The 26,293-nt window shown below is 63.3% G+C and carries 22 protein-coding genes; 11 read left to right on the top strand and 11 right to left on the bottom strand.

What is annotated here, in order from left to right; all coding sequences use genetic code 11:
• Positions 1–145 precede the first annotated feature (145 nt).
• Positions 146–1,534: a dihydrolipoyl dehydrogenase gene (gene lpdA, locus ACYG9Z_RS13835; RefSeq protein ID WP_023732825.1), complete on the top strand. Its 1,389-nt coding sequence runs from the start codon at positions 146–148 to the stop codon at positions 1,532–1,534.
• Between the two features lie 160 nt (positions 1,535–1,694).
• Here the strand turns inward: lpdA and ACYG9Z_RS13830 are convergent, their stop codons facing one another.
• The gene (locus ACYG9Z_RS13830; protein WP_023752832.1) at positions 1,695–2,798 is read right to left on the bottom strand and encodes a saccharopine dehydrogenase family protein; all 1,104 of its coding nucleotides are present in this window, start codon (positions 2,796–2,798) and stop codon (positions 1,695–1,697) included.
• A 122-nt stretch (positions 2,799–2,920) separates the two neighbouring features.
• On the opposite strand from ACYG9Z_RS13830, the gene ACYG9Z_RS13825 reads away from it, so the two are divergent.
• Positions 2,921–3,376, top strand: a complete 456-nt coding sequence (locus ACYG9Z_RS13825) for an Lrp/AsnC family transcriptional regulator (RefSeq protein WP_460222901.1) — start codon at positions 2,921–2,923, stop codon at positions 3,374–3,376.
• A 189-nt stretch (positions 3,377–3,565) separates the two neighbouring features.
• Here ACYG9Z_RS13825 and ACYG9Z_RS13820 read toward each other — a convergent pair whose 3' ends face one another.
• The 5 genes from ACYG9Z_RS13820 to ACYG9Z_RS13800 all read right to left on the bottom strand — a co-directional run bounded on the left by ACYG9Z_RS13820 (position 3,566) and on the right by ACYG9Z_RS13800 (position 9,903).
• The gene (locus tag ACYG9Z_RS13820) at positions 3,566–5,599 is read right to left on the bottom strand and encodes an aldo/keto reductase (protein ID WP_023752834.1); all 2,034 of its coding nucleotides are present in this window, start codon (positions 5,597–5,599) and stop codon (positions 3,566–3,568) included.
• A 29-nt stretch (positions 5,600–5,628) separates the two neighbouring features.
• The gene (locus ACYG9Z_RS13815; RefSeq protein ID WP_023752835.1) at positions 5,629–6,708 is read right to left on the bottom strand and encodes an ABC transporter ATP-binding protein; all 1,080 of its coding nucleotides are present in this window, start codon (positions 6,706–6,708) and stop codon (positions 5,629–5,631) included.
• A gap of 13 nt (positions 6,709–6,721) precedes the next feature.
• Positions 6,722–7,558: a carbohydrate ABC transporter permease gene (locus tag ACYG9Z_RS13810; RefSeq protein WP_023752836.1), complete on the bottom strand. Its 837-nt coding sequence runs from the start codon at positions 7,556–7,558 to the stop codon at positions 6,722–6,724.
• Positions 7,559–7,571: 13 nt separating this feature from the next.
• Positions 7,572–8,432, bottom strand: a complete 861-nt coding sequence (locus ACYG9Z_RS13805) for a carbohydrate ABC transporter permease (RefSeq protein ID WP_023752837.1) — start codon at positions 8,430–8,432, stop codon at positions 7,572–7,574.
• A 202-nt stretch (positions 8,433–8,634) separates the two neighbouring features.
• On the bottom strand, positions 8,635–9,903 hold the full coding sequence (locus tag ACYG9Z_RS13800) for an ABC transporter substrate-binding protein (protein WP_023687608.1): 1,269 nt from the start codon (positions 9,901–9,903) through the stop codon (positions 8,635–8,637).
• 106 nt (positions 9,904–10,009) lie between these two features.
• Between ACYG9Z_RS13800 and ACYG9Z_RS13795 the strand changes: the two genes are divergently transcribed.
• The gene (locus tag ACYG9Z_RS13795) at positions 10,010–10,879 is read left to right on the top strand and encodes a helix-turn-helix domain-containing protein (protein WP_023672161.1); all 870 of its coding nucleotides are present in this window, start codon (positions 10,010–10,012) and stop codon (positions 10,877–10,879) included.
• Positions 10,880–11,071: 192 nt separating this feature from the next.
• Here ACYG9Z_RS13795 and ACYG9Z_RS13790 read toward each other — a convergent pair whose 3' ends face one another.
• Entirely contained in the window at positions 11,072–12,460 is a 1,389-nt protein-coding gene (locus ACYG9Z_RS13790; protein ID WP_023752838.1) for a HAMP domain-containing sensor histidine kinase, read from the bottom strand.
• Between the two features lie 56 nt (positions 12,461–12,516).
• A complete protein-coding gene (locus tag ACYG9Z_RS13785; protein ID WP_023752839.1) occupies positions 12,517–13,188 on the bottom strand; it encodes a winged helix-turn-helix domain-containing protein in 672 nt (223 codons plus the stop codon).
• 224 nt (positions 13,189–13,412) lie between these two features.
• Between ACYG9Z_RS13785 and ACYG9Z_RS13780 the strand changes: the two genes are divergently transcribed.
• Positions 13,413–14,414, top strand: coding sequence for a LacI family DNA-binding transcriptional regulator (locus tag ACYG9Z_RS13780; RefSeq protein ID WP_023752840.1), 1,002 nt, complete (start codon positions 13,413–13,415; stop codon positions 14,412–14,414).
• Positions 14,415–14,420: 6 nt separating this feature from the next.
• Here the strand turns inward: ACYG9Z_RS13780 and ACYG9Z_RS13775 are convergent, their stop codons facing one another.
• Positions 14,421–15,482 (bottom strand): ornithine cyclodeaminase, encoded by a 1,062-nt coding sequence (locus ACYG9Z_RS13775; RefSeq protein WP_023752841.1) that lies wholly within the window; start codon positions 15,480–15,482, stop codon positions 14,421–14,423.
• On the bottom strand, positions 15,479–16,414 hold the full coding sequence (gene rocF / locus ACYG9Z_RS13770; RefSeq protein WP_023752842.1) for an arginase: 936 nt from the start codon (positions 16,412–16,414) through the stop codon (positions 15,479–15,481). Before rocF ends, ACYG9Z_RS13775 begins: the two co-directional genes overlap by 4 nt.
• A gap of 146 nt (positions 16,415–16,560) precedes the next feature.
• Here rocF and ACYG9Z_RS13765 point away from each other — a divergent pair, with 146 nt between their 5' ends.
• The 4 genes from ACYG9Z_RS13765 (at position 16,561) to ACYG9Z_RS13750 (ending at position 21,198) form a co-directional block, all read left to right on the top strand.
• A complete protein-coding gene (locus tag ACYG9Z_RS13765) occupies positions 16,561–17,001 on the top strand; it encodes an Lrp/AsnC family transcriptional regulator (protein ID WP_023685065.1) in 441 nt (146 codons plus the stop codon).
• Between the two features lie 591 nt (positions 17,002–17,592).
• A complete protein-coding gene (locus ACYG9Z_RS13760; RefSeq protein WP_023752843.1) occupies positions 17,593–18,807 on the top strand; it encodes a glycosyltransferase family protein in 1,215 nt (404 codons plus the stop codon).
• Between the two features lies 1 nt (position 18,808).
• The gene (locus tag ACYG9Z_RS13755) at positions 18,809–20,053 is read left to right on the top strand and encodes a glycosyltransferase (protein WP_023752844.1); all 1,245 of its coding nucleotides are present in this window, start codon (positions 18,809–18,811) and stop codon (positions 20,051–20,053) included.
• Complete coding sequence (locus ACYG9Z_RS13750; protein WP_023752845.1) at positions 20,050–21,198, top strand: glycosyltransferase family protein; 1,149 nt, start codon at positions 20,050–20,052, stop codon at positions 21,196–21,198. Before ACYG9Z_RS13755 ends, ACYG9Z_RS13750 begins: the two co-directional genes overlap by 4 nt.
• Here the strand turns inward: ACYG9Z_RS13750 and ACYG9Z_RS13745 are convergent.
• Positions 21,176–21,847 carry a methyltransferase domain-containing protein gene (locus tag ACYG9Z_RS13745; RefSeq protein WP_084566341.1) on the bottom strand — a complete coding sequence of 224 codons (672 nt, stop codon included), beginning with the start codon at positions 21,845–21,847 and terminating at the stop codon, positions 21,176–21,178. The two genes, ACYG9Z_RS13750 and ACYG9Z_RS13745, sit on opposite strands and share 23 nt — an antisense overlap.
• A gap of 266 nt (positions 21,848–22,113) precedes the next feature.
• Between ACYG9Z_RS13745 and ACYG9Z_RS13740 the strand changes: the two genes are divergently transcribed.
• The 3 genes from ACYG9Z_RS13740 (at position 22,114) to ACYG9Z_RS13730 (ending at position 26,293) form a co-directional block, all read left to right on the top strand.
• On the top strand, positions 22,114–24,828 hold the full coding sequence (locus ACYG9Z_RS13740; protein WP_023672145.1) for an ABC transporter transmembrane domain-containing protein: 2,715 nt from the start codon (positions 22,114–22,116) through the stop codon (positions 24,826–24,828).
• Between the two features lie 34 nt (positions 24,829–24,862).
• Positions 24,863–25,330 carry a cyclic nucleotide-binding domain-containing protein gene (locus ACYG9Z_RS13735; RefSeq protein ID WP_023672144.1) on the top strand — a complete coding sequence of 156 codons (468 nt, stop codon included), beginning with the start codon at positions 24,863–24,865 and terminating at the stop codon, positions 25,328–25,330.
• Between the two features lie 111 nt (positions 25,331–25,441).
• A complete protein-coding gene (locus tag ACYG9Z_RS13730) occupies positions 25,442–26,293 on the top strand; it encodes an MBL fold metallo-hydrolase (protein WP_023672143.1) in 852 nt (283 codons plus the stop codon).

Here is a 26,293-nt window from a genome sequence, read left to right as displayed (position 1 = left end):
AGGGTTTCGCCAATCTCCATCGTTGCAGGAATGAGCGAAGCGAAGAAGCTGCTGATCTCCCCCCTCGTGGGGGAGATGTCCGGCAGGACAGAGGGGGGCGCGAAGGATCGCGACGGAACATTCCCTCGCATCAAAGGGTCACGCCATGAAAGAAATCTCCTGCAAGCTGCTGGTCATCGGCGCCGGGCCCGGCGGCTACGTCTGCGCTATCCGTGCCGGCCAGCTCGGCATCGATACGGTGATCGTCCAAGCTGGCAGGCCGGGCGGCACCTGTCTCAATGTCGGCTGCATCCCGTCCAAGGCGATGATCCATGCGGCGGAAGAGTTCGAGAAGGTCGCGCATATGGCCGGCGGCAGCAGTCCGCTCGGCATCTCGGTAGCAGCGCCCGTGCTCGATCTCGGCAAGACGGTTGCGTGGAAGGACGGCATTGTTAGCCGGCTGACCGGGGGCGTTGCCGGGCTACTGAAGAAGGCCAAGGTCAAGACCGTCTATGGCTGGGCGACGTTCCGCGACGGCAAGACCGTCGCGGTCGAGACCGAGACCGGCACCCAGATCATCCGCGCCGAAACGGTTGTGATCGCCACCGGCTCGGCGACGGTGGAACTGCCGTTCCTGCCGTTCGGCGGCCCGGTGATTTCATCCACAGAAGCGCTGGCTCTCGGCGAAGTGCCGAAAAAGCTCGCCGTGGTCGGCGGCGGCTATATCGGGCTGGAACTCGGCATGGCGTTCGCCAAAATGGGCGCCGCGGTGACCGTGGTCGAGGCGCTGCCGCGCGTGCTGGCGCAGTATGATGCGGAACTGACCCGGCCGGTGGTGAAACGGCTGGCCCAGCTCGGCGTCGAGGTGATGCTTGGCGCCAAGGCCAAGGGGGTCAAGGGCGACGCGCTGCTGGTCGAGACCGCGGACGGCAAGAGCACCAAAATCGCGGCAGACAAGATCCTGGTCACGGTCGGCCGCAAGCCGGTGACGGAGGGCTGGGGCCTCGATCAGATCGATCTCGACATGGCCGGCAAGTTCATCAAGATCGACGACCAGTGCCGCACCTCGATGCGCGGCATCTATGCCATTGGCGACGTCACCGGCGAGCCGATGCTGGCGCACCGGGCGATGGCGCAAGGCGAAATGGTGGCCGAGATCGTCGCCGGCCACAAGCGCAGCTGGGACAAGCGCTCGATCCCGGCCGTCTGCTTCACCGATCCGGAACTGGTTACCGCCGGGCTGACGCCGGAAGAGGCGAAGGCGCTGGGCGAAATCAAGATCGGCCAGTTCCCCTTCGCCGCCAACGGCCGGGCGATGACGAAACTCGGCGAGGACGGGTTCGTTCGTGTTGTCGCCCGCGCGGACAACCATCTGGTGCTGGGCATCCAGGCGGTCGGGCAAGGCGTGTCGGAACTGGCGGCGGCGTTCGGCCTGGCGCTGGAAATGGGCGCGCGGCTGGAGGATATCGCCGGGACCATCCATGCGCATCCGACGCAAGGCGAAGGCTTCCAGGAAGCGGCGCTGAAGGCGCTGGGCCACGCGCTGCATATTTGAAGTGCGCTTACCCTCCCCCTTGTGGGGAAGGGTCGATCGCGGAGCGGAGCGGGGTGGGGGTCCTCGCCAACCGTCGGCGCTCACCCCCACCCCGTCTCGCCATCTCCGCTTCGCTCCGATTGCGCGCCGACCCTCCCCACAAGGGGGAGGGTGAAGTAGCTCAGCTTGCCAGCCGGCTTACCATCTCGTGCTGCGCATAAGCGCGCCCAAAACGATTGGCGAGAAACGCATCCAGCGCGATGTTTTCCTGCTTGACGAAGCCGGTCGCCGGCAAGGTGCCGTCGGCCAGCATGTCGAGCACGGCGCAGATCCCGGAGGCGGTGGTGATCTGGATTGCGCTGCGCACCTGGTTGCCGATGCGCTGCGAATAGATCTTGTTGGCGTAGGTTTCCTGCAGCAGGCGGCCATTGCGGCGGCCCGAGACGGTGACGAAGACGATGACCACATCCTGCAGCGTTGCCGGCAGGGCGCTCTCGAAGATATCCTTCAGCACGTCGCGGCGGTGGCGCAGGCCGAGATCGTTGAGCAGCGCCTTCATGATCGCCGCGTGGCCGGGATAGCGGATGGTGCGGTAGTTCAGCGTGCGCACCTTGCCCTTCAGCGTCTCGGCCAGCGTGCCGAGACCGCCGGAGGTGTTGAAGGCCTCATAGGTGACGCCGTCGAGCGAGAACTCTTCGCGCTCCTCCAGCGGCGGCACCTCGATCAGCTCGCCCTCGACGATCGCCTCGCAGGGTTCGCAATATTCGTTGATGACGCCGTCGGTGCTCCAGGTCAGATTGTAGTTCAGCGCATTGGACGGGTATTGCGGCAGCGCGCCGACGCGCATGCGAACGCTTTCCAGCGTGTCGAAGCGGCTGGCGAGATCATTGGCGACGATCGAGATGAAGCCCGGCGCCAGGCCGCATTGCGGAATGAAGGCGCTGTTGCCCGACTTGGCCAGCTCCTTGACGCGGCGGGTCGAGACGACATCCTCGGTCAAATCGAGATAGTGCACGCCGGTGGCGGCGGCCGCTTCGGCGATGCGCGTGGTCAAATGGAAGGGGGCGGCGCTCAGCACGGCGAAGGCGCCGGCAAGGGCGGCCTCGAGTGCGCCGGGAGTAGCGATGTCTAGCTCCAGCGACTCGACGCCGGTGGGGAGTTCGGCTGCTGCCAGCTGGGCGGCGGCGCGGTCGACGACAGTGACGTGGTAGTCGCCGGTGTCGGCGAGCATGCCTGCAATGGTCGAGCCGATCTTGCCGGCGCCGACGACGATGATTTTCTTCATGACCTTGCCCCTCGTGAAAACTCTTTGGCCCAGACCGCGCGCGGTGGACGCGATGCCTTCAAGAATCGCAGCTTGCCTGCCGAAAGGAAGCGTGAAACTGTTCGAAACGAACCCCACAATTGATCAATACGCCGATAAAGTTCGTCGAAATGCTCACTGACGCCGAACAAAAACTGCTTTCCTTGCTGCGCGCCAATGCCCGCGCATCGACCACTGAGCTGGCGCGCAAGCTCGGCGTTTCGCGCACGACGGTGCAGAGCCGGATCGAGCGGCTGGAACAGCGCGGCATCATCACCGGCTATGGCGTGCGGATGGCTCCGGACTACGAGCAGGGGCTGGTGCGGGCGCATGTGCTGCTCACCGTCACGCCCAAGCTCGCCGACAAGGTGGTGCGGGCGCTGCAGGCGCTGCCGCCGGTACGGACGCTGCACTCGGTGAGCGGCAATTTCGACATGATCGTCATCGTCGACGCGCCGTCGATCAGGGATCTGGATGCGTTGCTGGACGAGATCGGCGCGATGGACGGGGTCGAGCGGACGTCGTCGTCGATTATTTTGTCGACACGGATCGATCGGTAGGTGGAACGCATGAGCCGCTAATCTCCCCCGTGCGGGCCTCGTGCGGGGGAGATGGCCGGCAGGCCAGAGGGGGTCGGTTCGACTGGGCTCGGCCTACCTGCCGCTGCAGAAGGAGGTTAGCGCTCCACGCGAGGCGACCCCCTCTGTCGCCTTCGGCGACATCTCCCCCTCAAGGGGGGAGATTAGCTGCTAAGCCCGCCGCCTTTCCGGCCCGCTATCCAGCCACGCCACATCCTCCGCCGACAGCCTGATATCCAGCGCCTTCAAACTGTCCTCCAACTCGTCCAGCGTGCGCGGGCCGATCAACGGCACCGACGGAAAGGGCTGCGCCAGCACATAGGCGAGCGCGATATGGATCGGACTTTTGCCCAGGCGCTGCGCCAGCTCGATGGCGCGGTCGCGGCGGCCAAAGTTCTTCTCGGAATACCAGACCCGCACCAGCTCCTCATTGTCCTGCTTGTCGCGGCCGGCGCGGTCGGTGAAGAAGCCGCGGCCCTGGCTCGACCAGGCGAAATTGGGCATCTGCCTTTTCGTCAGCCAGGATTTCCAGTCGTCGGTGGACGAGGTGATGCAGCCGGCCCAGATCGGCTCCAGCATCTCGGCCAGCGAGAAATTGTTGGAGAGCACGCCGGGCTTCTGCTTGCCGGTGCGCTCGGCATAGGCAATCGCCTCGTCCATGCGCGCCATCGTCCAGTTCGAGCCGCCGAACGGGCCACGGATGCGGCCGGCCTTGACCTCGGCGTCCATCGCATCGACGAATTCGCCGACCGGCACATCCGGGTTGTCGCGGTGCATGAAATAGAGGTCGACATGGTCGGTCTGCAGCCGGTCCAACGACTGGGCGAGCTGCTTGCCGATGACATCGGGATAGCAGAGCGGCGAGTGCGCGCCCTTGGCGATGATCACCGACTGCTCGCGCACGCCGCGATTCCTGAGCCACTGGCCAAGCAGCGTTTCGGTGTAGCCGGCGCCGTAGACATAGCCGGTGTCGAACAGATTGCCGCCGGCCTCGAAGAAGGCGTCGAGCAGGATTGCGCCCGACGAGAAGGTGCGGAAATCCTCGAAGCCGAGCGCCACCACGGAGGCCAGCTTCGACAGGCCCGGAATCTTGCGCTTGCCGATGGCGGTGCCGCCGGTGCGCAGCGGCCGGCCCGAAAGGGTGTTCGTTCGCTTAGCCGGCTTTTCGATTTCATATTCGAGCCCTACGGCGGCGCGCCATTTGTCGAGCACACGCAGCGTGCCGAGACTGTCGGCCCAGCCCATGCCCGGCCAGGCGAATTCCTGTTTGCCGGCCAGGATCGCCTCGCCGGCGGCGTCGACCTCAAAGGAATAGAGATGGCGGGTTTCGTTGAGGCTGATGGTCTCGCGCGTGTCGTCGGCGAGAATTACATCGATCCGGCCAGGGCCGCCATCGCGGTTGCCGCCGCCGGCGAACCAGAAATCCGGCACCTCGATGCGGCCCGTGGTGCCGAGGATGCGCAGGACATTGTCCTGTTTGAGCGAGATGCTGCAGGATACCTCGGCAACGATTCCACCGGGAAAATGCAGCAGCGCCGAGGCCCATTCGTCGACGCCGGACTTGCCGAGATGGGCGGTGCCGACAACCTTGTCCGGCTCGGCGAAGGCTTTGCCTGTGGCAGCGCCCGCGATCAGCCGCACCATGGAGACGGGATAGCCGCCGACGTCGAGAATGCCGCCACCGGCGAGATCGTTGGAATAGAGCCGGTGCTCGGGCATGAAGCCGGGCATGGCGAAGCCGAAGCTCGACTTGATCAGCCTGACATCGCCGATGACGCCCGACTGGATCACCTCGACCAGCTTCGCCGTCTGCGGGTGAAGCCGGTACATGAACGCTTCGCCGAGGAAGGTGCCGGCCTTGCGCGCGGCATGGATCATGGCGTCGGCCTCGAAGGCGGTCAGCGCCAGCGGCTTTTCGCACAGCACATGCTTGCCGGCTTCCGCCGCCTTGATTGCCCATTCGGCATGGCCGGGATGCGGGATGGCGATATAGACGGCGTCGACCTCGGGGTCAGCGAGCAGCGCGTCGTAACCGTCGAGGATGCGGGCGCCGGGAAACGTCTCGGCCAGGCCTGCCTTGCCGGGATTGCGGGCGCCGAGCGCCACGATCGTGCCGGTGCGCGAGCCTGCCACGCCGCGGGCGAACGCTTTGGCGATGTCGCCGGGCCCGAGTATCCCCCAGCGGATGGGCGCGGTTGCAGTCATGGTCATTCTCCTTGCAAGGCTGGAAGGGCTCAGCGCAGCCGCTGGCCGTTTTCATCGAACAGATAGGATTTGCGGATGGACACGGTGATCTCCTGGGTGTCGGGGACCTTTGCCGCGTCGCGCTGGATCACCAGGTCTTCGCCATGGGCGGTCCTGGCATAGATGAAGCTGGTGCCGCCGAGATGCTCGACCACGTCGATGCCGACGGTGAGGTCGGCGTCGCCTTCGCCGCCATTGCCGAAATGTTCGGGCCGCACGCCGACAATGACCTTGGCTCCTGTTTCGGGCACGGCGCCGGTCAATGGTTGCATAATGCGGGTCTTTTCCTCGCCCACCAGCTCGACGGTGACGCTGCTCATGTTGCGCCCGACGGCGCGGCCCTTGATGAAATTCATCTTCGGCGAGCCTACAAAGCCGGCGACGAACTGGTTGTCGGGATTGTCGTAGAGATCGAGCGGCCTGCCGATCTGCTCGACATGGCCACCGCGCAGCACCACGATCCGGTCGGCCAGCGTCATCGCTTCGGTCTGGTCGTGGGTGACATAGATCATCGTCGTGCCGAGCTCCTTGTGCAGGCGCGAGATCTCGACCCGCATCTGGACGCGCAGCTCGGCGTCGAGATTGCTCAACGGCTCGTCGAACAGGAAGACTTGCGGTTCGCGCACGATGGCGCGGCCAATGGCAACGCGCTGGCGCTGGCCGCCGGACAATTGCCTGGGCCGCCGCGCCATCAACTCTGTGATGCGCAGGATTTCGGAGGCCCGCTTCACCCGCCGCTCGGTGTCCTCCTTGGGGTTGCCGGTCATCCTGAGGCCAAAGCTCAGGTTCTGCTCCACGCTCATGTGCGGGTAGAGCGCGTAGGACTGGAACACCATGGCGATGCCGCGCTCGGCCGGCTCGACATCGTTCATCACCTTGCCGCCAATGGCGATCTCGCCGCCGCTGATATCCTCCAGCCCGGCGATCATCCTGAGCAGCGTCGATTTTCCACAACCCGACGGGCCGACAAAGACGACGAACTCGCCATCGGCGATATCGATGTTGGCGCCATGGATGATCTCATAGACGCCGAAGCGTTTTACGACATTGGTGAGGGTGACTGCCGCCATATCGCTGTTGTCCCTACTTGACGGCACCGGCGGCGATGCCGGCGATGAAATGGCGCTGCAGCAGCACGAAGACGACCAGCATCGGTACGGTCAGCATGACGGCGCCGGCCATGATGCCGCCCCATGAGACCTTGGTCAGGCCGATCAGCGTGCCGAGCGCCACAGGGGCCGTCATCGCGCCGGGCTGGCTGTTGATCAAAAGCGGCCAGAGATAATTGTTCCACGAGGCTAGGAACAGGATGATGGCGAGTGCGGCCAGCATCGGCCGCGCCAGCGGCAAAGCGACGAACAGGAAGATACGCCATTCCTTGATGCCCTCGACACGTGCCGCGTCGAAAAGGTCGGCCGGCATCATCGAGAAAGCCTGGCGCATGAACAGCACGCCCAGCGAATTGAACAAGGGTGGCACGATCAACGCAATCCAGGTGTTGGCGAGCTGGAAGTCGCGCGCCACCATGATGAATTGCGGGATCAGCACCACCGCATAGGGCAGCGTGATGGTGCCGAGGATGATCGCCACCACCGCGCCCTTGCCGAAGAACTGATAGCGGGCGAGCGCCCAGCCGGCCATCGAGGTCAGCAGCACCGAGAAGAAGGTGTAGGTCACCGCCACCGCCACCGAAATGCCGATGGCGCCGACGAAATTGGTGTCGCGCTGCAGGTTGTTGAAATTGTCGACGAAATTGCCGTGCGGCAGAAGCTCGATGCCGGGGCTGAAAATGCCGTTGTCGGGCATGGTCGAAAACACCACCATCATCCATAGCGGAAACAGCCAGATCACCGCCAGCGGCGTCAGGACCAGATGCAGCAGGACGCTGCGGCCGAGCCGGCGTTGCGACAGCGAACTCACTTCGGCTCCCCTCTCATTTCGGCTCTCTTGTTAGCCACAGCTGCACCAGCGTGATGGCGATGGCCAGCCCCGCCATGGTGTAGGCGACGGCCGAGGCGTAGCCGAAATTGAGCGAGCGAAAACCCTGGCGGTAGAGCAGCAGGCCAAGCGTCTCGGTGCCGCCGCCGGGGCCGCCGCGCTCCGTGATCAGGAACGGCTCGGTGAACAGCTGCATCGTGCCGATGATCGACAGCACGGCGCAAAACACGATGACCGGCTTGAGCAGCGGCAGCGTTATGTAGAAGAACTGCTTGAGCTTGCTGACGCGGTCGAGCGTCGCTGCTTCATAGACATCCTCGGGGATCGACTGCAGGCCGGCGAGCAGGATGATGGCGTTGTAGCCGGCCCAGCGCCAGGTCACCGCGATCATGATCAGCGCCATGGCCGGGGTGACGTTGGAGAACCAGTCGATCTTGGCCAGGCCGATGCCGGCGAGCAGCTTGTTGATGATGCCGAAATCGAGATTGAACATCAGCCGGAACACGGCGGAATAGGCGACCTCGCCGACCACCACCGGAGCGAAGAAGGCGAAGCGGTAGAGGCCACGTGCTTTCAGCAGCGGCGAGTTCAGCAGCACCGCCATGATGATCGCCAGCGAGATCATCACCGGCACCTGGATGACGAGGATGAGCAGCGTGTTCTTCAGCGCGTTGAAGAAAGCGGGGTCGCCGATCAGGCGGCCCCAGTTGAATGTCGGCGCAAAGCGCCAGGGCACCGTGCGCGTCGCCTGGAAGGAAATCATGAACGAGGAGATGATCGGCCACACCCAGAAGATGGCGAAGATCAGGAGGTAGGGCGTGAGGAAGCGATAGGCCGTGGCGTTCTGGTAGCGCATGGTTCCTCCTCCTTCCTCTTTCCCGGCTGATATCCGGCGTGTTGTTAGCCGGCGGACGCCGCCGGCGATTGGCGAACTGTTGGGCGAGAGCGTCCCCCTCTCCGTCACTATACGGGGAGAGGATGCCGGCAGGCAGGTGAGGGGCAGCGCCAACGGTCCGGCAAATTGCCCTATATCTGGCCCGCCAGCATCACCGCCTTGGTCACTTGATCGGCAGTCCCGTCGCCGAAGCGATCTGGCTGGCGGCGTCGTCGAGGGCGGCCTTGGCATCGGGATAGCCGCCGCCGAGATATTTGGTCTGCACGGCGCGCATGATGATTTCGGCGTCGCTCTGGAACGGCGTGCCGCGGCTCGGCACCACCTTGGGCAGCGTGGCGAGAATGTCCTTCCACACTGCCTGGCCGCCCCAATAGGGCAGGCCTTGCGAGACATAGGGATCGTCGAGCGCCGAGATCAGTGACGGCACCAGGCCGAAATCCCTGAGCATGGTGATCTGGCCTTCATTGGTCTCGAGCGTGTATTTCAGATAGGCGTAGGCGGCCTCCTTGTTCTTCGAGGCTGAGGTGATGGCGAGCGACGAGCCTCCGAGATTGGCGGCGCGCGGGCCGTCGGCGGTCAGGCTCGGCATCAGATAGACACCCCATTTGCCGTTTTCGCCGGCGGATTCGGTGCGGATGGTGCCCTCATACCAGCCGCCATAGACCTGGGTGGCGACGGTGCCGGCGGTGTTGTTGGTGATCTTGGTGCCCCAGTCGGCCGACGAGATGATGCCGGCGTCCTTCATGTCCTTGATCTTGGCCAGCGTGTCGACGCATTTCGGCTGGTTGACGGTGATCGACTGCCCATCGGCGGCGAAATAGCCGCAGCCCTGTTCGTTGGAAATCATGCGGAAGAATTCGGTGTCGCCGTTGAAATCGGCATTGGTCATGGTGACGCCGGGATTGGCGGCCTGGACCTTCTTGCCGGCGGCGATGAAGTCGTCCCAGGTCTTGATCGAGGCCGGATCGACGCCGGCCTTCTCGTAGAAGTCGCGGCGGTAGAAGGCGGCGACTGGGCCGGAATCCCACGGCATGGCATAGGCCTTGTCGCCGACCTCCAGTTCGGTGCGCTTGAAATCCGGGAATTTCTTCTGGTCGTCGGCGGTGTAGCCCAGCGTGTGCAAATCGACGAAGCAATCGGGGAACTGGCTCCAGTAGTTCTCGGCCTCGCCGTTTTCGATCGAGACGATATCGGGTAGGCCGACGCCGCCGGCCGCACAGCCGGCGATCGACTTGTCATAGGTGGGCTGGTTGCCGAGATCCTGAACGGTGACCTTGATGTCGGGATACTGCTTGTTGAAGCCGGCCACCGTCGCCTTCAGCGACGAAGCGGCGATATTCCAGCTCCAGATCGTGATTTCGCCGGACTGCGCCAAAGCCGGGGCTGAGCCCAGGCCAAGCGCCAGCGCGGCACAGATCAGTGTCGTGCGCATTGAAATCCTCCCATTTCATTTGCTCTCTCTTCGCGAGCATGGCTAGACTAGGCGGCGCGGAAGGCTTGTCCCTGACAACGGGAATAAAAGATGGGCGGAAAGTAAGATGCCGGAACGGCCGTTTTACCAGCCTGGCGCCAGCAGCGTCGAAGGCCTGCCGATGGCTTTGCAGATGTTTCACAACCATCCGCTGGTCATGCTGAAGCCGCACTGGCATGCCCAGGTCGAGGTCAATTTCATCGTCCGCGGCAGCGTGCATTACCGCATGAACGAGCACGAGATCTCGCTGTCGGCCGGCGACATGTGCCTGTTCTGGGGCGGGCTGCCGCACCAGATGGACGATCTCTCCGACGACGCCATCTATGCCGGCGCGCATCTGCCGCTGGTGCATTTCTTCCGCCTGCATCTGCCGACGGATGTCCGCCACAGGCTGATGACCGGCGCCACGCTGGTGACATCGGCGACCGACCAGGCCGACCATCACAATTTCGAGCGCTGGAACCGCTATTTCCGCTCGGGCGATGCGGCGATAACCGAGCACGCCGTGAACGAGCTGCTGCTGCGGTTGGAGCGGGTGCGCTTCGAGCCCTACCGGCTGGTGCCGGAAACCGCCATCGGCCAGGAACCCGGCGGCCCGTTCGACCAGCAATCGCTGCGCAATGTCGGTCGCATGTGCGACTTCATCGCCGAGAATTTCCTCTACGACATAGACTGCGTCGACATCGCGGCGGCGGCCGACATCCATCCCAAATACGCCATGAGCATTTTCAAGAAATCGACCGGCATGACGCTCAACGAATATATGAATCTGCTGCGGCTGAGCTACGCGCAGGCGCTGCTGATGCATGAAGACGCCAATGTGCTGCGCGTCGCCATGGATTCAGGCTTCGGCTCGCTCAGCGCCTTCAACAAATCCTTCCGCAAGCTGGCAGGGATGTCGCCCTCGGATTTTCGCCGGGGTGCGGTGGGCCGATAGGTTCAACGGTCATCTTGATCAACCCGCAGCCGTTCCGGGTGGAAACATGTGCAAGGCTAATCGCGACCGCCTTTGTCGGATGCGATCATCAACTTGGAGAAAGTTGTCAGCGACTTGGCGTTTCATGAGCGCCTTCCCCCACTCCGTCGCTGCTTCGCTCGACGGAGTGGGGTCGACCTGGCTCTGGCGTTGTCATTTCAAGCCGGGACCGGTGCCCTCCGCCCGAGGAAACCCGACAATTACCGCCAGCCCAGGCCGGCGATCCTCCAGCGCAATCGTTGCACCATGCAGGTCGGCGATGGCCCGCACAAGGCTGAGGCCAAGGCCGCTGCCGGGCGTGGTGCGGCTGGAGTCCAGCCGGTAGAGCCGCTGGAACACTTTTTCGCGCTCCTGCGCCGGGATGCCGGGGCCATTGTCGGCGACCTCAGCCAGAATGCGGTCGCCTTGCCGCCGCACCGATAGAAGGATTGCCGTGCCATCGGGGCAATGCCGCAGCGCGTTCTCAACCAGATTGGCAAACAATTGCGTCAGCAGGTCGCGGTCGCCGTGGACCAGGCATGGGGTGCCGTGGACGATCGTGGCCGACAGCGACTTGCCGTCATCCTCGGCGACACCGGCGTAGATTTCGGCAATGGCATCGATGACGCCGGTGAGGTCGAGAGCGACAAAGCGCGCCTTGCGAGCGCCGGCCTCGATCTGGGCAATACGCAACAGCGCATCGAAAGTATCGTTGATCTGCAGGCTTTCCCCACGTGCCTCCGCCAGCTCATCGGCAACGGCCTCACCCCGCGCGGTCCTGTCGGCCGCAGCTTCCAAAATCATCTGCAGCCGGTTGAGCGGCGTCTTCAGATCATGCGCGATGTCGGCGCTGACCTGGCGCATGCCGTCCACCAGCGCCGCCAGCCGCTCCAGCGCGGCGTTGACCTGGCGCGAGACGCCGTCAATGTCGTCGCCATTGCCGAGCAGTGGAATGCGGGCGTCGAGCCGGCCGTTGGAGACATCGTCCATGGTGGTGGCAATGCCGTCGAGGCGACGCTGCACACGCGACGCCAGCAAGGCGCCGCCAGCCACCGCCAGCCCTGAAATGATCAGGGTGGCCCAGCCGAAGCTCATCAAAACGATGCGTTCCAGCTCCTCGGTTTCGGAGAGCGAGAAGGCGATTGTCAGGCTGTTGGGCCCGACCGAACCGGTCCAGGCGCGGTACATAGTGTCCGGCGCAACGCCAGGCAGGGAAGCGGCAAAATCCGAAAAGCCATCGGGAAGGTCGGCGGCGGTGAAATTCCCGGCCAGGCGATTGCCGGCGGGATCGGTGAGCGAGAACAGCTGTTCCTTGCTCGGGCTGAGCGCGGCGTGGCTGTCGACTGCCGAAACCAGATCCTCCCGGTCGTTTCCGGCATAGGTCACCGCCACGACCGAATAGGTCTCCTTGACCGACTGGTCGAGCTGCTCGGCAAGATCCGCGCTCATCAGCTGGTAGACGATGGCGCCTGACAGGATGAAGGCGAGCACGAACAGCAAGGCGAAGGTCAGGGCCAGCCGAAACGGCGTGCTGCGCAGCAGGCGAGAGCCTGTCTCAGTCATAGTGCGTTTCAGTCATGGCAAGCTTCAGTCATGGCAAGTTTCTGTCATGCCGCGCCTCAGTCGTGAACACTGTAGCCAGTGTTGCGCACGGTGTGGATCAACGTGGTTTCGAACGGCCTGTCGATCTTGGCGCGCAGCCGGCTGATATGGGTTTCGACGACGCTGGTCTTGGGGTCGAAGTGAAAATCCCAGACCCGTTCCAGAAGCATGGTGCGGGTGATGACGCGGCCCTCGCCGCGCATCAGCACTTCGAGCAGGCTGAATTCGCGCGGCTGCAGGTCAATCGCCTGGCCCTGCCTGGTGACGCGGCGCTGGATCAGGTCCATTTCGAGGTCTGCGATGCGCAGCGTCGTCTTCAGCTCCTGCACCGCAGGGCGACGGCCGAGCGCGTTGATGCGGGCGAGCAGTTCGGAAAAGGCGAATGGCTTGACGAGATAGTCGTCGCCGCCGGCCTCGAGCCCTTCAACCCTGTCGTCGACGCCGCCGACCGAGGTCAGAAAGATCGCCGGCGTGCGCACGCCCGCCGCCCGCACCGCCTTGATCATCGACAGGCCGTCGAGGCCGGGCAGCATGCGGTCGACGACGATCACGTCATAGGCATCGCATGTCGCAGCAAACAGCGCGTCGCGGCCATCGCGCCTGAGGTCGCAGATATGGCCTGCCTCGCCAAGGCCCTTGACGACATAGTCGGCGGTGCGTGGGTCGTCCTCGACAAGGAGAAGTCGCATCGTTGTTCCGATGGTTGGCGATTGAGCAGTTCGCGGCTCTCGAACCTTATCCGGTTGCGACAACAGGTCGACCACCAAGCACCCAGCCTTGCGGCTTTTTCTTGGCGGCAGATCGCTCCGCTCAGCAGGTTGCTCAAAGGGACATTGACACTCGAAAGCTGCGCTCTAGCGTGCGACACATCCGGTTACGCAATCATTAGGCTAATCGAGTCAGGGGACAAGAAATGACGACGATTGCCGATGTCGCGCGCCATGCCGGAGTGTCGGTCGCAACCGTCTCGCATGTGATGAACCGCACGCGCCATGTCGAGCCGGAGACGGCTGAGCGCGTGCATTCTGCCATCGCCGCCTTGCGCTACAGCCCGAACACGCTGGCGCGCAGCCTTAGGCGCGGCGAGACCAAGACCATCGGCCTGCTGCTGCCGGACAATTCCAACCCGTTCTTCGCCGGCGTGGCGCGCCAGATCGAGGATGCCGGCTTCCTTGCCGGCTATACGGTGATCTTGTGCAACTCCGACGGCAGCGCCGAGAAGGAGGAGCGCTATCTCCAGGTGCTGATGGCCAAGCAGATCGACGGGCTGATCTTCGCCGGCTCGTCGGATCATGCGCGGGTGTTCTCCAGCCTTCTGCCCGGCGTGCCGGCGGTGCTGATCGACCGCGAGATCCATTCGGTCAATGTCGATTCCGTTCTGGTCGATCACGATCATGGCGGCTATCTCGCCGGCCGCTATCTGGCCGGGCTCGGCCACGAGAAGATCGGCGTCATCGGCGGCCCGCGCGATTCCAGCTCCAGCCCCGCCCGCCTGCGCGGCTTCGCCAGGGCGCTGCAGGAAGCCGGCCTCGACCTGCCGCCGGCCTCGGTGGTGGATTCCGACTACCACTTCGCCGGCGGCCGCATGGCAATGGAGCGGCTGATGGCGCAGGCGCCGGGGATCACGGCGCTGTTTGCCTGTAACGATCTGATGGCCATGGGCGCGCTGACAGTGCTGCGCGGGCGCGGATTGCGGGTCCCCGGCGACATGTCGATGATCGGCTTCGACGACATACCCTATGCCGTCACCACCTGGCCGCCACTGACGACGATCGCACAGCCGGTCGAGAAGATCGGCACGCGGGCGGTCAGCCTGCTGCTCGAGCGGGTTGCCGAGCCGGCGGCGCATTCGCGCCGCGAAGTGCTCACCCCGGTGCTCGTCGAACGGGAGAGCTGCGCGCCGTTGCGCGGCTGAAGCCCCTCAGGCGGCTGCCGGCTGCAGCGCTGCCCTGAGCAGCATGCCGAAGAGGTCGCGCGGCTCGTCGGGATCGGCGAGCAGGTCGAGCTCCTCGTAGAGGCCGGTGGCCTGAAGCTGGTCTCTGATATAGCGCAGTGCGGAAAAATCCTCGGTGGCGAAGCCGACGGAATCGAACAAGGTGATCTGTTCCGCCGTCTTGCGGCCCTCCGCCTTGCCGGTCATCACCTGCCACAACTCGGTCACCGGATGGTCGGCGTGGAGCTGCTGGATTTCGCCCTCGATGCGCGTCTGCGGCGAGAACTCGACGAAGATGTCGGAGCGCAAAAGGATGTCGCGGTGCAGTTCCGTCTTGCCGGGGCAGTCGCCGCCGACCGCGTTGATGTGCACGCCGGAACCGACCATGTTGTCGGTCAGAATGGTGGCGGACAGCTTGTCGGCGGTCACCGTGGTGATGATGTCGACGCCTTCCACAGCATCCTGGCCGGTCGCGCAGATGGTGATGTCAAAGCCTTTGCCGGCGAGGTTGCGGGCGCATTTTTCCGAAGCGGAGCGGTCGATATCATAGAGCCGCAGCCGGTCGACGCCGAGCAGCGCTTTGAAGGCGACAGCCTGGAATTCGGACTGGGCGCCATTGCCGATGATGGCCATCGAGCGCGCGCCTTTGGGCGCCAGATATTTGGCCGCGACAGCGGAGGTCGCCGCGGTGCGCAGCGCCGTCAGGATCGTCATTTCGGTCAGCAGCATCGGATAGCCGGAACCGACATCGGCGAGCACGCCGAAGGCGGTGACGGTCTGGCGGCCTTCCCGCATGTTCTTCGGATGGCCGTTGACATATTTGAAGCCGTACATCTTGCCGTCGCTGGTCGGCATCAGCTCGATGACGCCGTCATGGCTGTGCGAGGCGATGCGCGGCGTCTTGTCGAACAGCTCCCAGCGGCGAAAATCCTCCTCGATATAGGCGGCGAGTTCGGTGAGGAACCGCTCGACGCCGATGGTCAGCACCAGCTTCATCATGCGGTCGACGCTGACGAAGGGGACGATGGCAAGGCGGGAAGGCTGGGTCATGCAATGCTTCCGGAATGGCTGCGGGTCGGGCGGTCCATGATGCGCCGGCCCATCAGGCTGGCGGCGAGGTCGACAATCAGCGTGGCGGTGCGGCCGCGCTCGTCGAGGAACGGGTTGAGCTCGACCAGATCAAGGCTGGAGACCAGGCCGCTGTCGGACAGCATCTCCATCACCAGATGCGCCTCGCGGAAGGTGGCGCCGCCGGGCACGGTGGTGCCGACGGCCGGCGCGATGGAGGGGTCGAGGAAGTCGACGTCGAGGCTGACATGCAGCAGGCCGTTTGCCTTTTCGACGATGGCCAGGAAGGCGCGCAGCAAAGGTGCGACGCCGTGCTCGTCAATGGCGCGCATGTCGTGCACGGTAACCCCCGCTTCGCTCAGCGCCCGGCGCTCCGCCGGATCGACGCTGCGCAGGCCCATGACGCAGATGTGGGCAGGGTCGACGGCGACAGGCAGGTCCGGGAAATAACCGTTGAAGCCCGGCCGGCCGCTGGCATAGGCGAGCGGCACGCCGTGCAGATTGCCGCTGACGGTGGTATCGAGCGTGTGGAAATCGGGATGTGCGTCGAGCCACAGCACGAAGAGCGGCCGGCCGCGTTCGGCGGCGCGGCGGGCTATGCCCGACACCGTGCCGGCCGATATCGCGTGGTCGCCGCCAAGGAAGATCGGCATGGCGTTCCGCGAAGCCGCATAGGCGGTCTCGGCTATCGCCGCGGTCCAGGCGGAAATCTCCGGTAGGGCCTTCAGCGCGAGATTGCCATGGACGATTGCGCGCACGGCGGCCGGTTGCACCGCGCCCCAGTCCTCGACCTCGTGGCCGAGTTCCGACAGCACCGAGACAAGCCCGGCCGTGCGCAGCGCGCTCGGCCCCATCTCGCATCCCATCCTGCCGGCGCCGTCCTGCACCGGCGCGCCAACGATCCTGCAGCGCATGGTTCTTGTTGTCCTTGTAAATTGATTGGGCGGTTGATGCGTGGAATGAACCATCCCGGCCCGGCAGTATGAACAGGCGAAATTGGCATTTCGAGAAGAAGGATTTATCATTCCGATAAGTCGCTTTGGTCAAAGTGGATAGAGTCATGGACTTGCTGGACGAAAGGCTGGTCACGCTGCTCAGGCATGATGCCCGGCGCAGCATCTCCGATCTCGCGGTCGATCTCGGGGTGTCGCGCGCCACGGTCAGGGCGCGCATGGAGCGACTGGAAAAAACGGGCGAGATCATCGGTTACACGGTGGTGCTGCGCGCCGACGCGGTCGACCAGCGGATACGCGGCGTGATGATGATCGAGATCGAGGGCCATGCCGCCGACCGCGTGGTCCGGGCGCTCGGCGGTCTCGCTGAGGTTTCGACCATTCACACCACCAATGGCCGCTGGGACCTGGTGGTCGAACTCGGCACGGCCTCGCTCACCGATTTCGACGCGGTTCTGCGCCGAATCCGGCTCATCCCGGGGATAACCGGCAGCGAGACAAGTCTGCTGCTGGCAACGCCGAGGACGACAAGGGCAAGGTTGGCGTAGCCGTCCTTCCGGCCGGCGTGTTCACGCAAAGCTTTGTGACGGATCTGGCGAATGGGTCGCCTGGCTGACGAATCTCATTGGGGCCGCAGCTATCCTCCACATGACGGAGGAAGCCGGCATGACGCGAGATTGCACCAGCTTCAACGGTGCAAGGACCGGACGCTTGCCACAGGCCAAGGCTGATGGCAGGATAAAAGGCCGCAACGTGCGGCCTCTGGCGGCCGTTGTGTTTCGATGGATTATGAAGCATTTTCCCAAGGTGCGGGTTCTCCTCACAATGTGCGGCAGCCTCGTTTCGCCTTGGTCGCCCTTGATTTTTCGCAATGTGCGCTTTGCCTGCCTCAGGCCGCAGGGCATTTAATTCCACGGGGTCAAGCCTCATGACAGAGATTTGTGCTCGGGCCGTCTATCATCGGCGAAGACAAGGCATGGCGCCACAATCAGCGCCCCCTGGCATTCGTGCCCAGGTGAAGAATGCCGTTGCGTACCTCTCGCCCCCATGTTTCAAAACAGGTCGTTAGACCCGCGAGAATGGTTTCGAAGCCTGCGGGGTTGCCCACGGTCCGGCGAGAATTCTAAAAGACGTTCACAATGACACAGCACGCAAAAGACGCACGAATTCTCATGTACAGCCACGACACGTTCGGGCTCGGCCATTTGCAGCGCTGCCGAACGATCGCGCATTCGCTGGTCGGGGATTTCCGCGGTCTTCAGGTGCTTATCATTTCGGGCGCGACCATCGCCGGCGCCTTCGACTACCGCGCCCGCGTCGACTTCGTGAAGATTCCCAGCGTCATCAAGCTGCGCAACGGCGAATACACCTCGCTCGAAAAGGACATCGATCTGCATGAGACGCTAAGGATGCGGCAGTCGATTATCCGCCACACGGCCGAGAGCTTCCGGCCGGATATCTTCATCGTCGACAAGGAACCGTTGGGGCTGCGCGGTGAGATCGAGGATACGCTGTCCTACCTCAAGACGCGGGGCACCACGCTCGTGCTTGGCCTGCGCGAGGTGATGGACGCGCCGCATTTGCTCGAAGCGGAGTGGGCACGCAGGGATGTGATGCGCAAGATCGGCCTGTTCTACGACAAGGTCTGGGTCTATGGCCCGCCGGATTTCTACGATCCGTTGACCGGCCTGGACGTGCCGCCGGCGGTCAGGGCAAAGATGAAGTTCGTCGGTTTCCTGCAACGGAGCCTGCAGCAGAACCAGTTGCCCGGCCACCGGCCCGAGGGCGACTATATCCTGGTTACCACCGGTGGCGGCGGTGACGGCGCCGACCTGATCCACAACGTCATCGAGGCCTATCAGCAGGATCCGCGATTGCAGCACCGGGCGCTGATCGTGCTTGGGCCCTACATGCCGGCGCGCAAGCGCAACAAGCTGGTCAGGAAAGGGGCCAAGATCCCCTACGTCAAGATCATCGAATTCGACAACCGCATGGAAGAGCTGATTGCCGGCGCCAAGGCGGTGGTGGCGATGGGCGGTTACAACACCTATTGCGAGATACTGTCTTTCGACAAGCCGGCGCTGATCGTGCCGCGCGTCACGCCGCGCGAGGAACAGCTGATCCGGGCACGGCGCGCAGCCGAACTCGGCCTCATCGAGATGCTTTTGCCTGAGGAAGCCGAGGATGCCCAGCGGTTTGCCGATGCGCTGCAGGTTTTGCCGGGCCGGCCCCGCCCATCGCAGAGCAATGCGCATCTGACGCTGGAAGGGCTGCCTCATATTTCCGAAATCGTCGCGGAACTGCTCGACCGGCGGGCCGGCCATCACCTTTCGGTCATTGAAGGCATGAACTGAGTTGCAACACCGCAAGATCGTCGTGGTTCTGAAGGGCTATCCGCGGCTGTCGGAAACCTTCATCGCACAGGAACTGCTCGGTCTGGAGCGTGCGGGGTTCGACCTGATACTTTTCGCGCTCAGGCGGCCGACCGACGCAAAACGTCATCCCGTGCATGACGAGATCAAGGCCCCCGTCCATTATCTGCCGGAATATCTGCACAGAGAGCCGCTGCGCGTGGTTCGATCGCTGTTTGCCTGTCTGCCGCGGCCTGGCTTCTGGCGCGCGCTCAAATCGCTCGCTGCCGATATCCGCCGCGACTTTACCCGCAATCGCGCGCGGCGCTTCGGGCAAGCGCTGGTGCTGGCGGCCGAATGGCCGCAAGATGCCGGATGGCTGCATGCCCATTTCGCGCACACGCCGGCATCGGTGACGCGCTATGCCAGCCAGCTTCGTGGCTTGCCCTGGAGCTGCTCAGCCCATGCCAAGGACATCTGGACGTCGGCGGACTGGGATCTGGCCGGCAAGCTTTCCTCGGCGCGCTGGACGGTCACGTGCACGAAAACCGGCTTCGACCGTCTGAAAAAACTCGCCAACGGCAGTTCGTCCGTGCATCTGAGCTATCATGGGCTCGACCTTGACCGCTTCGGAAGTTTCGGCGAGGCGCGAAAACAGCATGACGGCTCGGCGCCGGCCGAACCGGTCATGATCTTGAGTGTCGGGCGCGCCGTTGAAAAGAAAGGCTACGATACGTTGCTGGAGGCTCTTGCCCTCTTGCCTGGCGATCTGGCGTGGCGTTTCGAGCATATCGGCGGCGGCGAGGAGCTGAAACGGCTCAAGGCGCTGGCGCAAAAGCTCGGACTGGATGGCCGCGTCTCCTGGAAAGGCGCGCTGGCGCAGGAGGAGGTGCTCGAGCGCTACCGCAGCGCCGACATCTTCGCTTTGGCCTGTAGGATCACCGCGGATGGCGACAGGGACGGCCTGCCGAATGTTCTGGTGGAGGCGGCCAGCCAGCGGCTTGCCTGCGTGTCGACCGATATTTCCGGCGTGCCGGAGCTTTTATCGTCGGATGAAACCGGGCTGCTGATTCCCTCGGAAAACCCGACTGCCCTGGCACAGGCGCTGGAGCGCCTGATCCGCGATCCCGTCCTGCGCGCCCGCCTCGGCGACGCCGCGGAGCGGCGCGTGCGAAGCAATTTCGACCATGTGGCAGGCATTGGACAGCTAAAGGAACTGTTCGAGCGGGAGTGGCGGGTCGCCGAATGAAGCGGCTGCGCGCTTTCTTCTATGTTCAGCACCTGCTCGGCATCGGCCATCTCGCGCGCGCCAGCCGCATTGCGGCGGCTCTGGTCGATGACGGGTTCGACGTCACCGTCGTGACCGGCGGAGCGCCGATCGCGGGATTTCCGGGATCGGGTGTAAAATCCGTGACCCTGCCGCCTGTCACCTCCGGTGACGAAGGATTTTCCGGACTTGTCGACCTGCAGGGCAAAGCCATCGACGATGATTTCAAGAGGCGGCGCTCAGAGATGCTGCTGCAGGCTTTCCGGGACTACAGGCCCGACATCGTCATTATCGAGGCGTTTCCCTTTGGACGCCGGCAGATGCGTTTCGAACTCCTGCCGCTGATCGAGGCCATCGAAGCGACATCGCCCAGACCGCTGCTGGCGGCGTCCGTCCGCGACATCCTTCAGGAGCGCGTGAAGCCGAGCCGAAACCAGGAAACGGTCGATCTCGTCAACAGGCATTTCGATCTTGTCATGGTCCATGGCGATCCGGCTTTCGCAACCATCGACAAGACATTTCCGCTGGCTGGGGCGATCAGGGCCGAGGTCGCCTACACCGGGCTCGTTGCCGCGCCGCCGGCGCAAGCGGCCTCAGAGCGCTTCGACGTTCTGGTGTCGGTTGGCGGCGGGGCGGCCGGAAAGAGCCTTGTCAGATCCACCGTCGCGGCGGCGCGAAATGCCGATAACGCCTGGACATGGTGTTTGATCACCGGCCCAAACCTGCCGAAGGACGAGTTTGACGCGATTTCACGCGATGCCTCCCCACGCCTGTCCATCTTCCGGTTCCGCGAGGATTTCGCCAGCCTGCTGACCGGCGCCCGCCTGTCGGTCTCGCAGGCGGGTTACAACACGGTCTGCGATGTCATGCGCGCGGGGTGTCGCTCGCTGCTCGTTCCATTTGCAGCCGGCGGGGAAACCGAGCAGACGCGTCGCGCTCTGATGCTCGAAGAGCTCGGTCTTGCAACGGTGCTGACGGAACAGGACCTGACGCCTGAAGGTCTGGCGCATGCGATCGAGCAGGCGCTTGCGGGACCGCCGCCAGCCGCGCATCGTCTCGATCTGGAAGGGGCGCGGCGATCGGCGCAAATCCTGCGCGAGCGCTTTAAACAGTTCCAATCAGCATGAAGCGTGTATAATTTTTTGTCGGCAATTCGCCGGAGAACCTGATCTGCCGCAGCGCCGCCATTGCTTCGAAGGCTGCAAGTGACGCCACGCAGTTGATGTGCGTCGGCTCGCTGAAATAGTCGTTCGACTGCAGCAGCACGTTCGTACCCCGCGGAAGCAGGGCAAGCCAGGCGCTGAGATCGGCTATGTGTTCGCAGCTCGTATTGACCACCAGGTCGGGTCGGCCGGCGCCATAGTCGAGTGCGTACATATCTGCCGTCAGTGCTTGAAACCGCTCGCCGGCTTGCCGGTTGAGTGTCCGGGCGACCGCGCCGACTTCGGGATCGATGTCGATGCTGTCGATCGCCGCGATGTCGAAGCGGGCGTCGTTGAAAAGCATCGCCGGCAATACGCCGTACCATCCACCCAGAACCCATATGCGCTCGAACCGGCCGCCGCAGCTTTCGAACAGCCTGTCGAGCGCCCACATCTTGCAGGCGACCTGCTTGTGGTTGAAGGCGTTCGCGATATCGGCCTGCGGATGCTTGGCGATGACGCGCGCCAGCCCGGCCACGAGAGGGTGGTCGACATAGGCGGCAATTCCCCGCGTGAGGTCCAGGACTTGCTCATGCCCATCCATGCCGGCATTGCGTGGTTGCGTGACATCCATCATATTCGTCTTCTATGTTGGGATTTCGGGCGACACAACGCAATCTTGCCTCTTGCAAGCCTGTTCGACTTGCGGACGCGACTGTGCCGCAAGCCGTTTCGCCATTGCCCGGAGGAGGCCGATTGAATTTGTCCGGACCATCGGCGCCCATCCGCCTGGCGCGCAGCTGCCGCTTCGAACTGGTCGTTGGCAGCGAAGACATGGCCGATACACCATTCGCCAGCAGGTGCCTTTACATTCCGCATCCTTCAAACTGACAATCGCATATGGAAACCAGCCTAGCCCGCTATATCTGGACGCACACCAGGAAGCAGCAGCTCTGGATATTGATGATCGTCGTGCTTTCGATGGTCCCGTATTTCATGTCGTTCGACCTGCCGAAGCTGATCGTCAACGGCCCGATCCAGGGCAAGGGGTTCGAGCAACCGGGCGCGACCCTGCCATTCATGCGGTTGCACTATAACCTGCCGTTCATCGGCGAGGTCCAGTTCTTCTCCGGTTTTCAACTGGACCGCACCTCGACCCTGCTTGCGCTCAGCCTTGTGTTCCTCTTGCTGGTCGTCATCAACGGCTTGTTCAAGCTCTACATCAACACTTACAAGGGCCGGCTCGGCGAACGCATGCTGCGGCGTATTCGTTTCGACCTGGTCGATCGTGTGCTGCGGTTTCCGCCGGTTTACTTCAAGCGGGTGAAATCCGCCGAAGTGGCGACCATGGTGAAGGACGAGGTGGAGCCGCTGGGCGGCTTCATCGGCGATGCCTTCCTGCAGCCGGTGCTGCTCGGCGGCCAGGCGCTGACGGCCATGCTGTTCATCATGGTCCAGAACGTCTGGCTCGGAATGATAGCGGTCGTGATCGTGGCGATCCAGATCGTGCTTATCCCGCGAATGCGGCGGCGGCTGCTCGTGCTGGGGCGCCAGCGGCAGTTGACGGCGCGCGCGCTGTCGGGCCGGGTTGGCGAAATCGTCGACGGCATCGGCGCGGTTCACGTCCACGATACGTCGAATTACGAGCGCGCCGACATAGCAGCCCGGCTCGGGCTCATCTTCAAAATCCGCTTCGATCTTTACCAATGGAAATTCATGGTAAAGTTCCTCAACAATTTTCTCGCGCAGCTCACGCCCTTTCTGTTCTACATGATCGGTGGCTATCTGGTCATCCAGGGGCGGCTGGATGTCGGCCAGCTCGTGGCCGTGATTGGCGCCTACAAGGACTTGCCCGGACCGATGAAGGAACTGATCGACTGGGATCAGGACCGGCAGGATGTCCAGGTCAAATATCAGCAGGTCGTCGAACAGTTCACCGTCGAGAATATCATCGCGCCGGAAATCGGAGCACTGACGATCGACGATCCCGATCCGATGACCAAGCCGCTGTCGGCGATCAGCCTGTCGATAGCCGACGATGGCGGCGCAATGCTCCTCAATCGCATCTCGCTCGAGGTCAAGCCGGGTGAGACGGTGGCGCTGGTCAGCACCGCAACAGGGGGAGCGGAGGCGCTTGCGGAAGCCTTTGCGCGGCTGACCTGGCCGGATAGTGGAAGGATCGTTTCGGGCTCCGATGACTTGCTCGATCTCCCCGAAGCCGTGACCGGCCGGCGCATGTCCTACGCTTCGTCGGATGTTTTCCTGTTCCAGGCAAGCCTGCGCGACAATTTGCTCTACGGGTTGAAGCATGCGCCGCTGACATCGGTGACATATGACGGCGCCGCGGCGGACCAGCACCGTTGGAATATCGACGAGGCGCGCCGGTCGGGCAATCCGGATCTCGATATCCGCAGCGACTGGATCAACTATGCCTCCGCCGGCGCCACCGGCCCGCACGACCTCTTTGAAGCCGTGCGCCGGGTGCTCGACGCGGTTCTTCTGTCGCGCGACATTCTGGATCTAGGCTTGCGCTCTTCGGCCGACCTCAAGCGCCACACGAAGCTTGCCGGGCGGATCGTCGAATTGCGTGCGGCGCTGCGAACCCGGTTGGAGGAAGAAGGCCTGAGCGCGCTGGTGGTTCCTTTTGAACCGGGCGCCTACAACAAGGAAGCGACGATCGGCCAGAACCTGCTCTTCGGCGCTGCGGCCGGCCCCGAACTGGCTCACAAGGCACTGGCGTCCAATCCCTATTTTGCTTCCGTGCTGAAGCAAGCCGGCCTCGACCGCACGCTCTACGAAATGGGCATGGAGATCGCCGAACAGGCGATCGAGCTGTTTGCCGACCTGCCGCCCGAACATCAGTTCTTCCAGCAGCTCGCCTTCATGAGCGCCGAGGAGATACCCGCCTACGAAACCTTGCTGCAACGGCTCAAGAATCGCCCCTACGATGCGGTTTCGGAGAACGACCGCGCCATGATGGTCACCTTAAGCTTTGCCTATATCGAGCCCCGGCATCGCTTCGGCCTGTTGACCGACGAGCTGATGAGCAAGATCATCGCTGCACGCAACCAGTTCTATGAAAACCTGCCGGCCGAGCTGGAGAAAGCTGTCGAACGGTTTGATCCTGCCAAATACATCGCCGCGGCCACCGTCATGGACAACGTCCTGTTCGGGCGTGTCGGCAACAACCATCCCGACGCGCCGGACCGTATTCGCTCCATCGTCTATGATATTCTTGACGAACTGGGACTTTATGCCGAGCTTCTGGATGTCGGCCTGGACTTCAACGTCGGCGCCGCCGGCAGGCGGCTGACCGGCGGACAGCGACAGAAGCTCGATGTTGCCCGCGCCTTGCTCAAGCGTCCCGATTTCCTCATTCTCAATCGGCCGCTGTCAGCGCTCGACCAGCGCGTGCAGGACAAAGTGTTGCGGAATGTGCTCGACGAAGCCAGACGCGACGGCCATTCGCCGGCAATTGTGTGGGTGGTGACGAATCCGGCAATGGCGGCGATGTTCGATCGGGTTGTGGTCTTTGACTCAGGCCAATTGGTGGAAGACGGAACACACGAGACACTCTTGGCGGGAAACGGTATCTTCAAGGAACTTGTGTCATAGTCTGGCAAACGCGAATTCAGGAAGGTTTGCGACAATGCTGCTCAAGGATGAAGTTGGAATGCTGCAACGCGTTCCCTTGTTCTCTGGCATCGAGCCGACAAAGCTCAAGCTGCTCGCGTTCACGTCCGATCGCGTGAACTACAGTGCCGGCCAGATTCTTTTCCGGCAGGGCGACGAGGCAGACGCGGCCTATGTCATCCTTTCGGGCAGCGCGGATATTCTGGTCGATTCCGACAATGGGCCGATCAAAGTTGCTGAATTGCTGCCAAATTCGATCGTTGGCGAGATTGCCATATTGTGCAACAGCTCCCGTACTGCCACCGTCAAAGCGGCAAGTGAGCTGGAGGCCTTGAGAATCCGCAAGGACCATTTCCTGAGGCTTATGAAGGAGTTTCCCGAAATGACCATCGAGATATTGCGGGTTCTTGCCGATAGGCTAAGCAGTACGACCGCGGACCTGATCGACGCACGAACGGCCGAGAGCGATTCACAGTTGCACTGAAGCGGCGAGCCGCTCTGTTTCTTTGTTTTGATGCAGTTTCCGGAACCGTGTCACACCTTTCCTGGAACGACTCTGGCAGCAGTTGGTTGGCTACGATGGGCGAAAGGGTGCATGGACGACGATTTCTTCCTTGTCAGGTTTTGGGGCGTGCGCGGCAGCATTGCGGTGTCGGGGCCAGAATTTGCTCGCTATGGCGGCAACACGATCTGCATCGAGATGCAATGCGGCAAGCATACGCTTCTGTTCGACGCGGGCTCCGGCTTGCGGCCTGCCGGCAGGACGCTTCGGGCGGCGGGCGTCACCGATTTCGACCTGTTTTTCACCCATTGCCACTACGACCACGTCATCGGGCTGCCGGCTTTCAAGCCTATTTATGAACGAGGCATCAAAGTTACGCTTTGGTCCGGGCATCTGGCTGGACGCATGACGACGCGGCAGATGGTCGATGAATTCATTCGGCCGCCATGGTTTCCGGTGACACTCGGTGTCTGCAAGGCGAGCCTCGACTGCCGCGATTTCGCATCCGGAGACGTGCTTCGGCCGCGCGAAGGAGTTGTTGTGCGGACCGGTAGTCTTACCCATCCGGGCGGCTGCATCGGCTACCGGGTCGAATGGGGGGGCCGCGTCGTGGCGGTCATCACAGACACCGAGCACGAGCCGGGCAAACTCGATCCGGCGGTGCTCGGCCTGATCGAGAATGCCGACCTCGTCATTTACGATTGCACCTACACCGAGGAGGAAATGGAGCGCTACCGCGGCAACGGGCACTCGACATGGCAACAGGGCGTCAAGCTCTGCGAGGCGGCCGGCGCGCGCGGGCTTGCGCTGTTTCACCACGATCCGGCACGCACCGACGATGAGCTGGACGAGATGGAGAAACTGGCCAAAGACAGATTTGCCGGCGCTTTTGCGGCGCGGGATGGCCAGACGCTCACATTTCCAGTCTTGCACAAAAAGCGCTGA

The organism is Mesorhizobium sp. RSR380A (genome assembly GCF_054719385.1).
The sequence above is the reverse complement of the archived record's forward strand: the minus strand, read 5'-3'. Positions and strand labels throughout refer to the sequence as shown.

What these genes read in the sequence shown, in the direction of transcription:
- rocF (WP_023752842.1), bottom strand. Translation starts at nt 16,414, where the DNA reads ATGCGCTGCAGGATCGTTGGCGCGCCGGTGCAGGACGGCGCCGGCAGG.
- ACYG9Z_RS13815 (WP_023752835.1), bottom strand. Translation starts at nt 6,708, where the DNA reads ATGGCGGCAGTCACCCTCACCAATGTCGTAAAACGCTTCGGCGTCTAT.
- ACYG9Z_RS13790 (WP_023752838.1), bottom strand. Translation starts at nt 12,460, where the DNA reads ATGACTGAGACAGGCTCTCGCCTGCTGCGCAGCACGCCGTTTCGGCTG.
- ACYG9Z_RS13795 (WP_023672161.1), top strand. Translation starts at nt 10,010, where the DNA reads ATGCCGGAACGGCCGTTTTACCAGCCTGGCGCCAGCAGCGTCGAAGGC.
- ACYG9Z_RS13820 (WP_023752834.1), bottom strand. Translation starts at nt 5,599, where the DNA reads ATGACTGCAACCGCGCCCATCCGCTGGGGGATACTCGGGCCCGGCGAC.
- ACYG9Z_RS13800 (WP_023687608.1), bottom strand. Translation starts at nt 9,903, where the DNA reads ATGCGCACGACACTGATCTGTGCCGCGCTGGCGCTTGGCCTGGGCTCA.
- ACYG9Z_RS13830 (WP_023752832.1), bottom strand. Translation starts at nt 2,798, where the DNA reads ATGAAGAAAATCATCGTCGTCGGCGCCGGCAAGATCGGCTCGACCATT.
- ACYG9Z_RS13740 (WP_023672145.1), top strand. Translation starts at nt 22,114, where the DNA reads ATGGAAACCAGCCTAGCCCGCTATATCTGGACGCACACCAGGAAGCAG.
- ACYG9Z_RS13805 (WP_023752837.1), bottom strand. Translation starts at nt 8,432, where the DNA reads ATGCGCTACCAGAACGCCACGGCCTATCGCTTCCTCACGCCCTACCTC.
- ACYG9Z_RS13750 (WP_023752845.1), top strand. Translation starts at nt 20,050, where the DNA reads ATGAAGCGGCTGCGCGCTTTCTTCTATGTTCAGCACCTGCTCGGCATC.
- ACYG9Z_RS13785 (WP_023752839.1), bottom strand. Translation starts at nt 13,188, where the DNA reads ATGCGACTTCTCCTTGTCGAGGACGACCCACGCACCGCCGACTATGTC.
- ACYG9Z_RS13780 (WP_023752840.1), top strand. Translation starts at nt 13,413, where the DNA reads ATGACGACGATTGCCGATGTCGCGCGCCATGCCGGAGTGTCGGTCGCA.
- ACYG9Z_RS13765 (WP_023685065.1), top strand. Translation starts at nt 16,561, where the DNA reads ATGGACTTGCTGGACGAAAGGCTGGTCACGCTGCTCAGGCATGATGCC.
- ACYG9Z_RS13735 (WP_023672144.1), top strand. Translation starts at nt 24,863, where the DNA reads ATGCTGCTCAAGGATGAAGTTGGAATGCTGCAACGCGTTCCCTTGTTC.
- ACYG9Z_RS13775 (WP_023752841.1), bottom strand. Translation starts at nt 15,482, where the DNA reads ATGACCCAGCCTTCCCGCCTTGCCATCGTCCCCTTCGTCAGCGTCGAC.
- ACYG9Z_RS13730 (WP_023672143.1), top strand. Translation starts at nt 25,442, where the DNA reads ATGGACGACGATTTCTTCCTTGTCAGGTTTTGGGGCGTGCGCGGCAGC.
- ACYG9Z_RS13760 (WP_023752843.1), top strand. Translation starts at nt 17,593, where the DNA reads ATGACACAGCACGCAAAAGACGCACGAATTCTCATGTACAGCCACGAC.
- ACYG9Z_RS13745 (WP_084566341.1), bottom strand. Translation starts at nt 21,847, where the DNA reads ATGGATGTCACGCAACCACGCAATGCCGGCATGGATGGGCATGAGCAA.
- lpdA (WP_023732825.1), top strand. Translation starts at nt 146, where the DNA reads ATGAAAGAAATCTCCTGCAAGCTGCTGGTCATCGGCGCCGGGCCCGGC.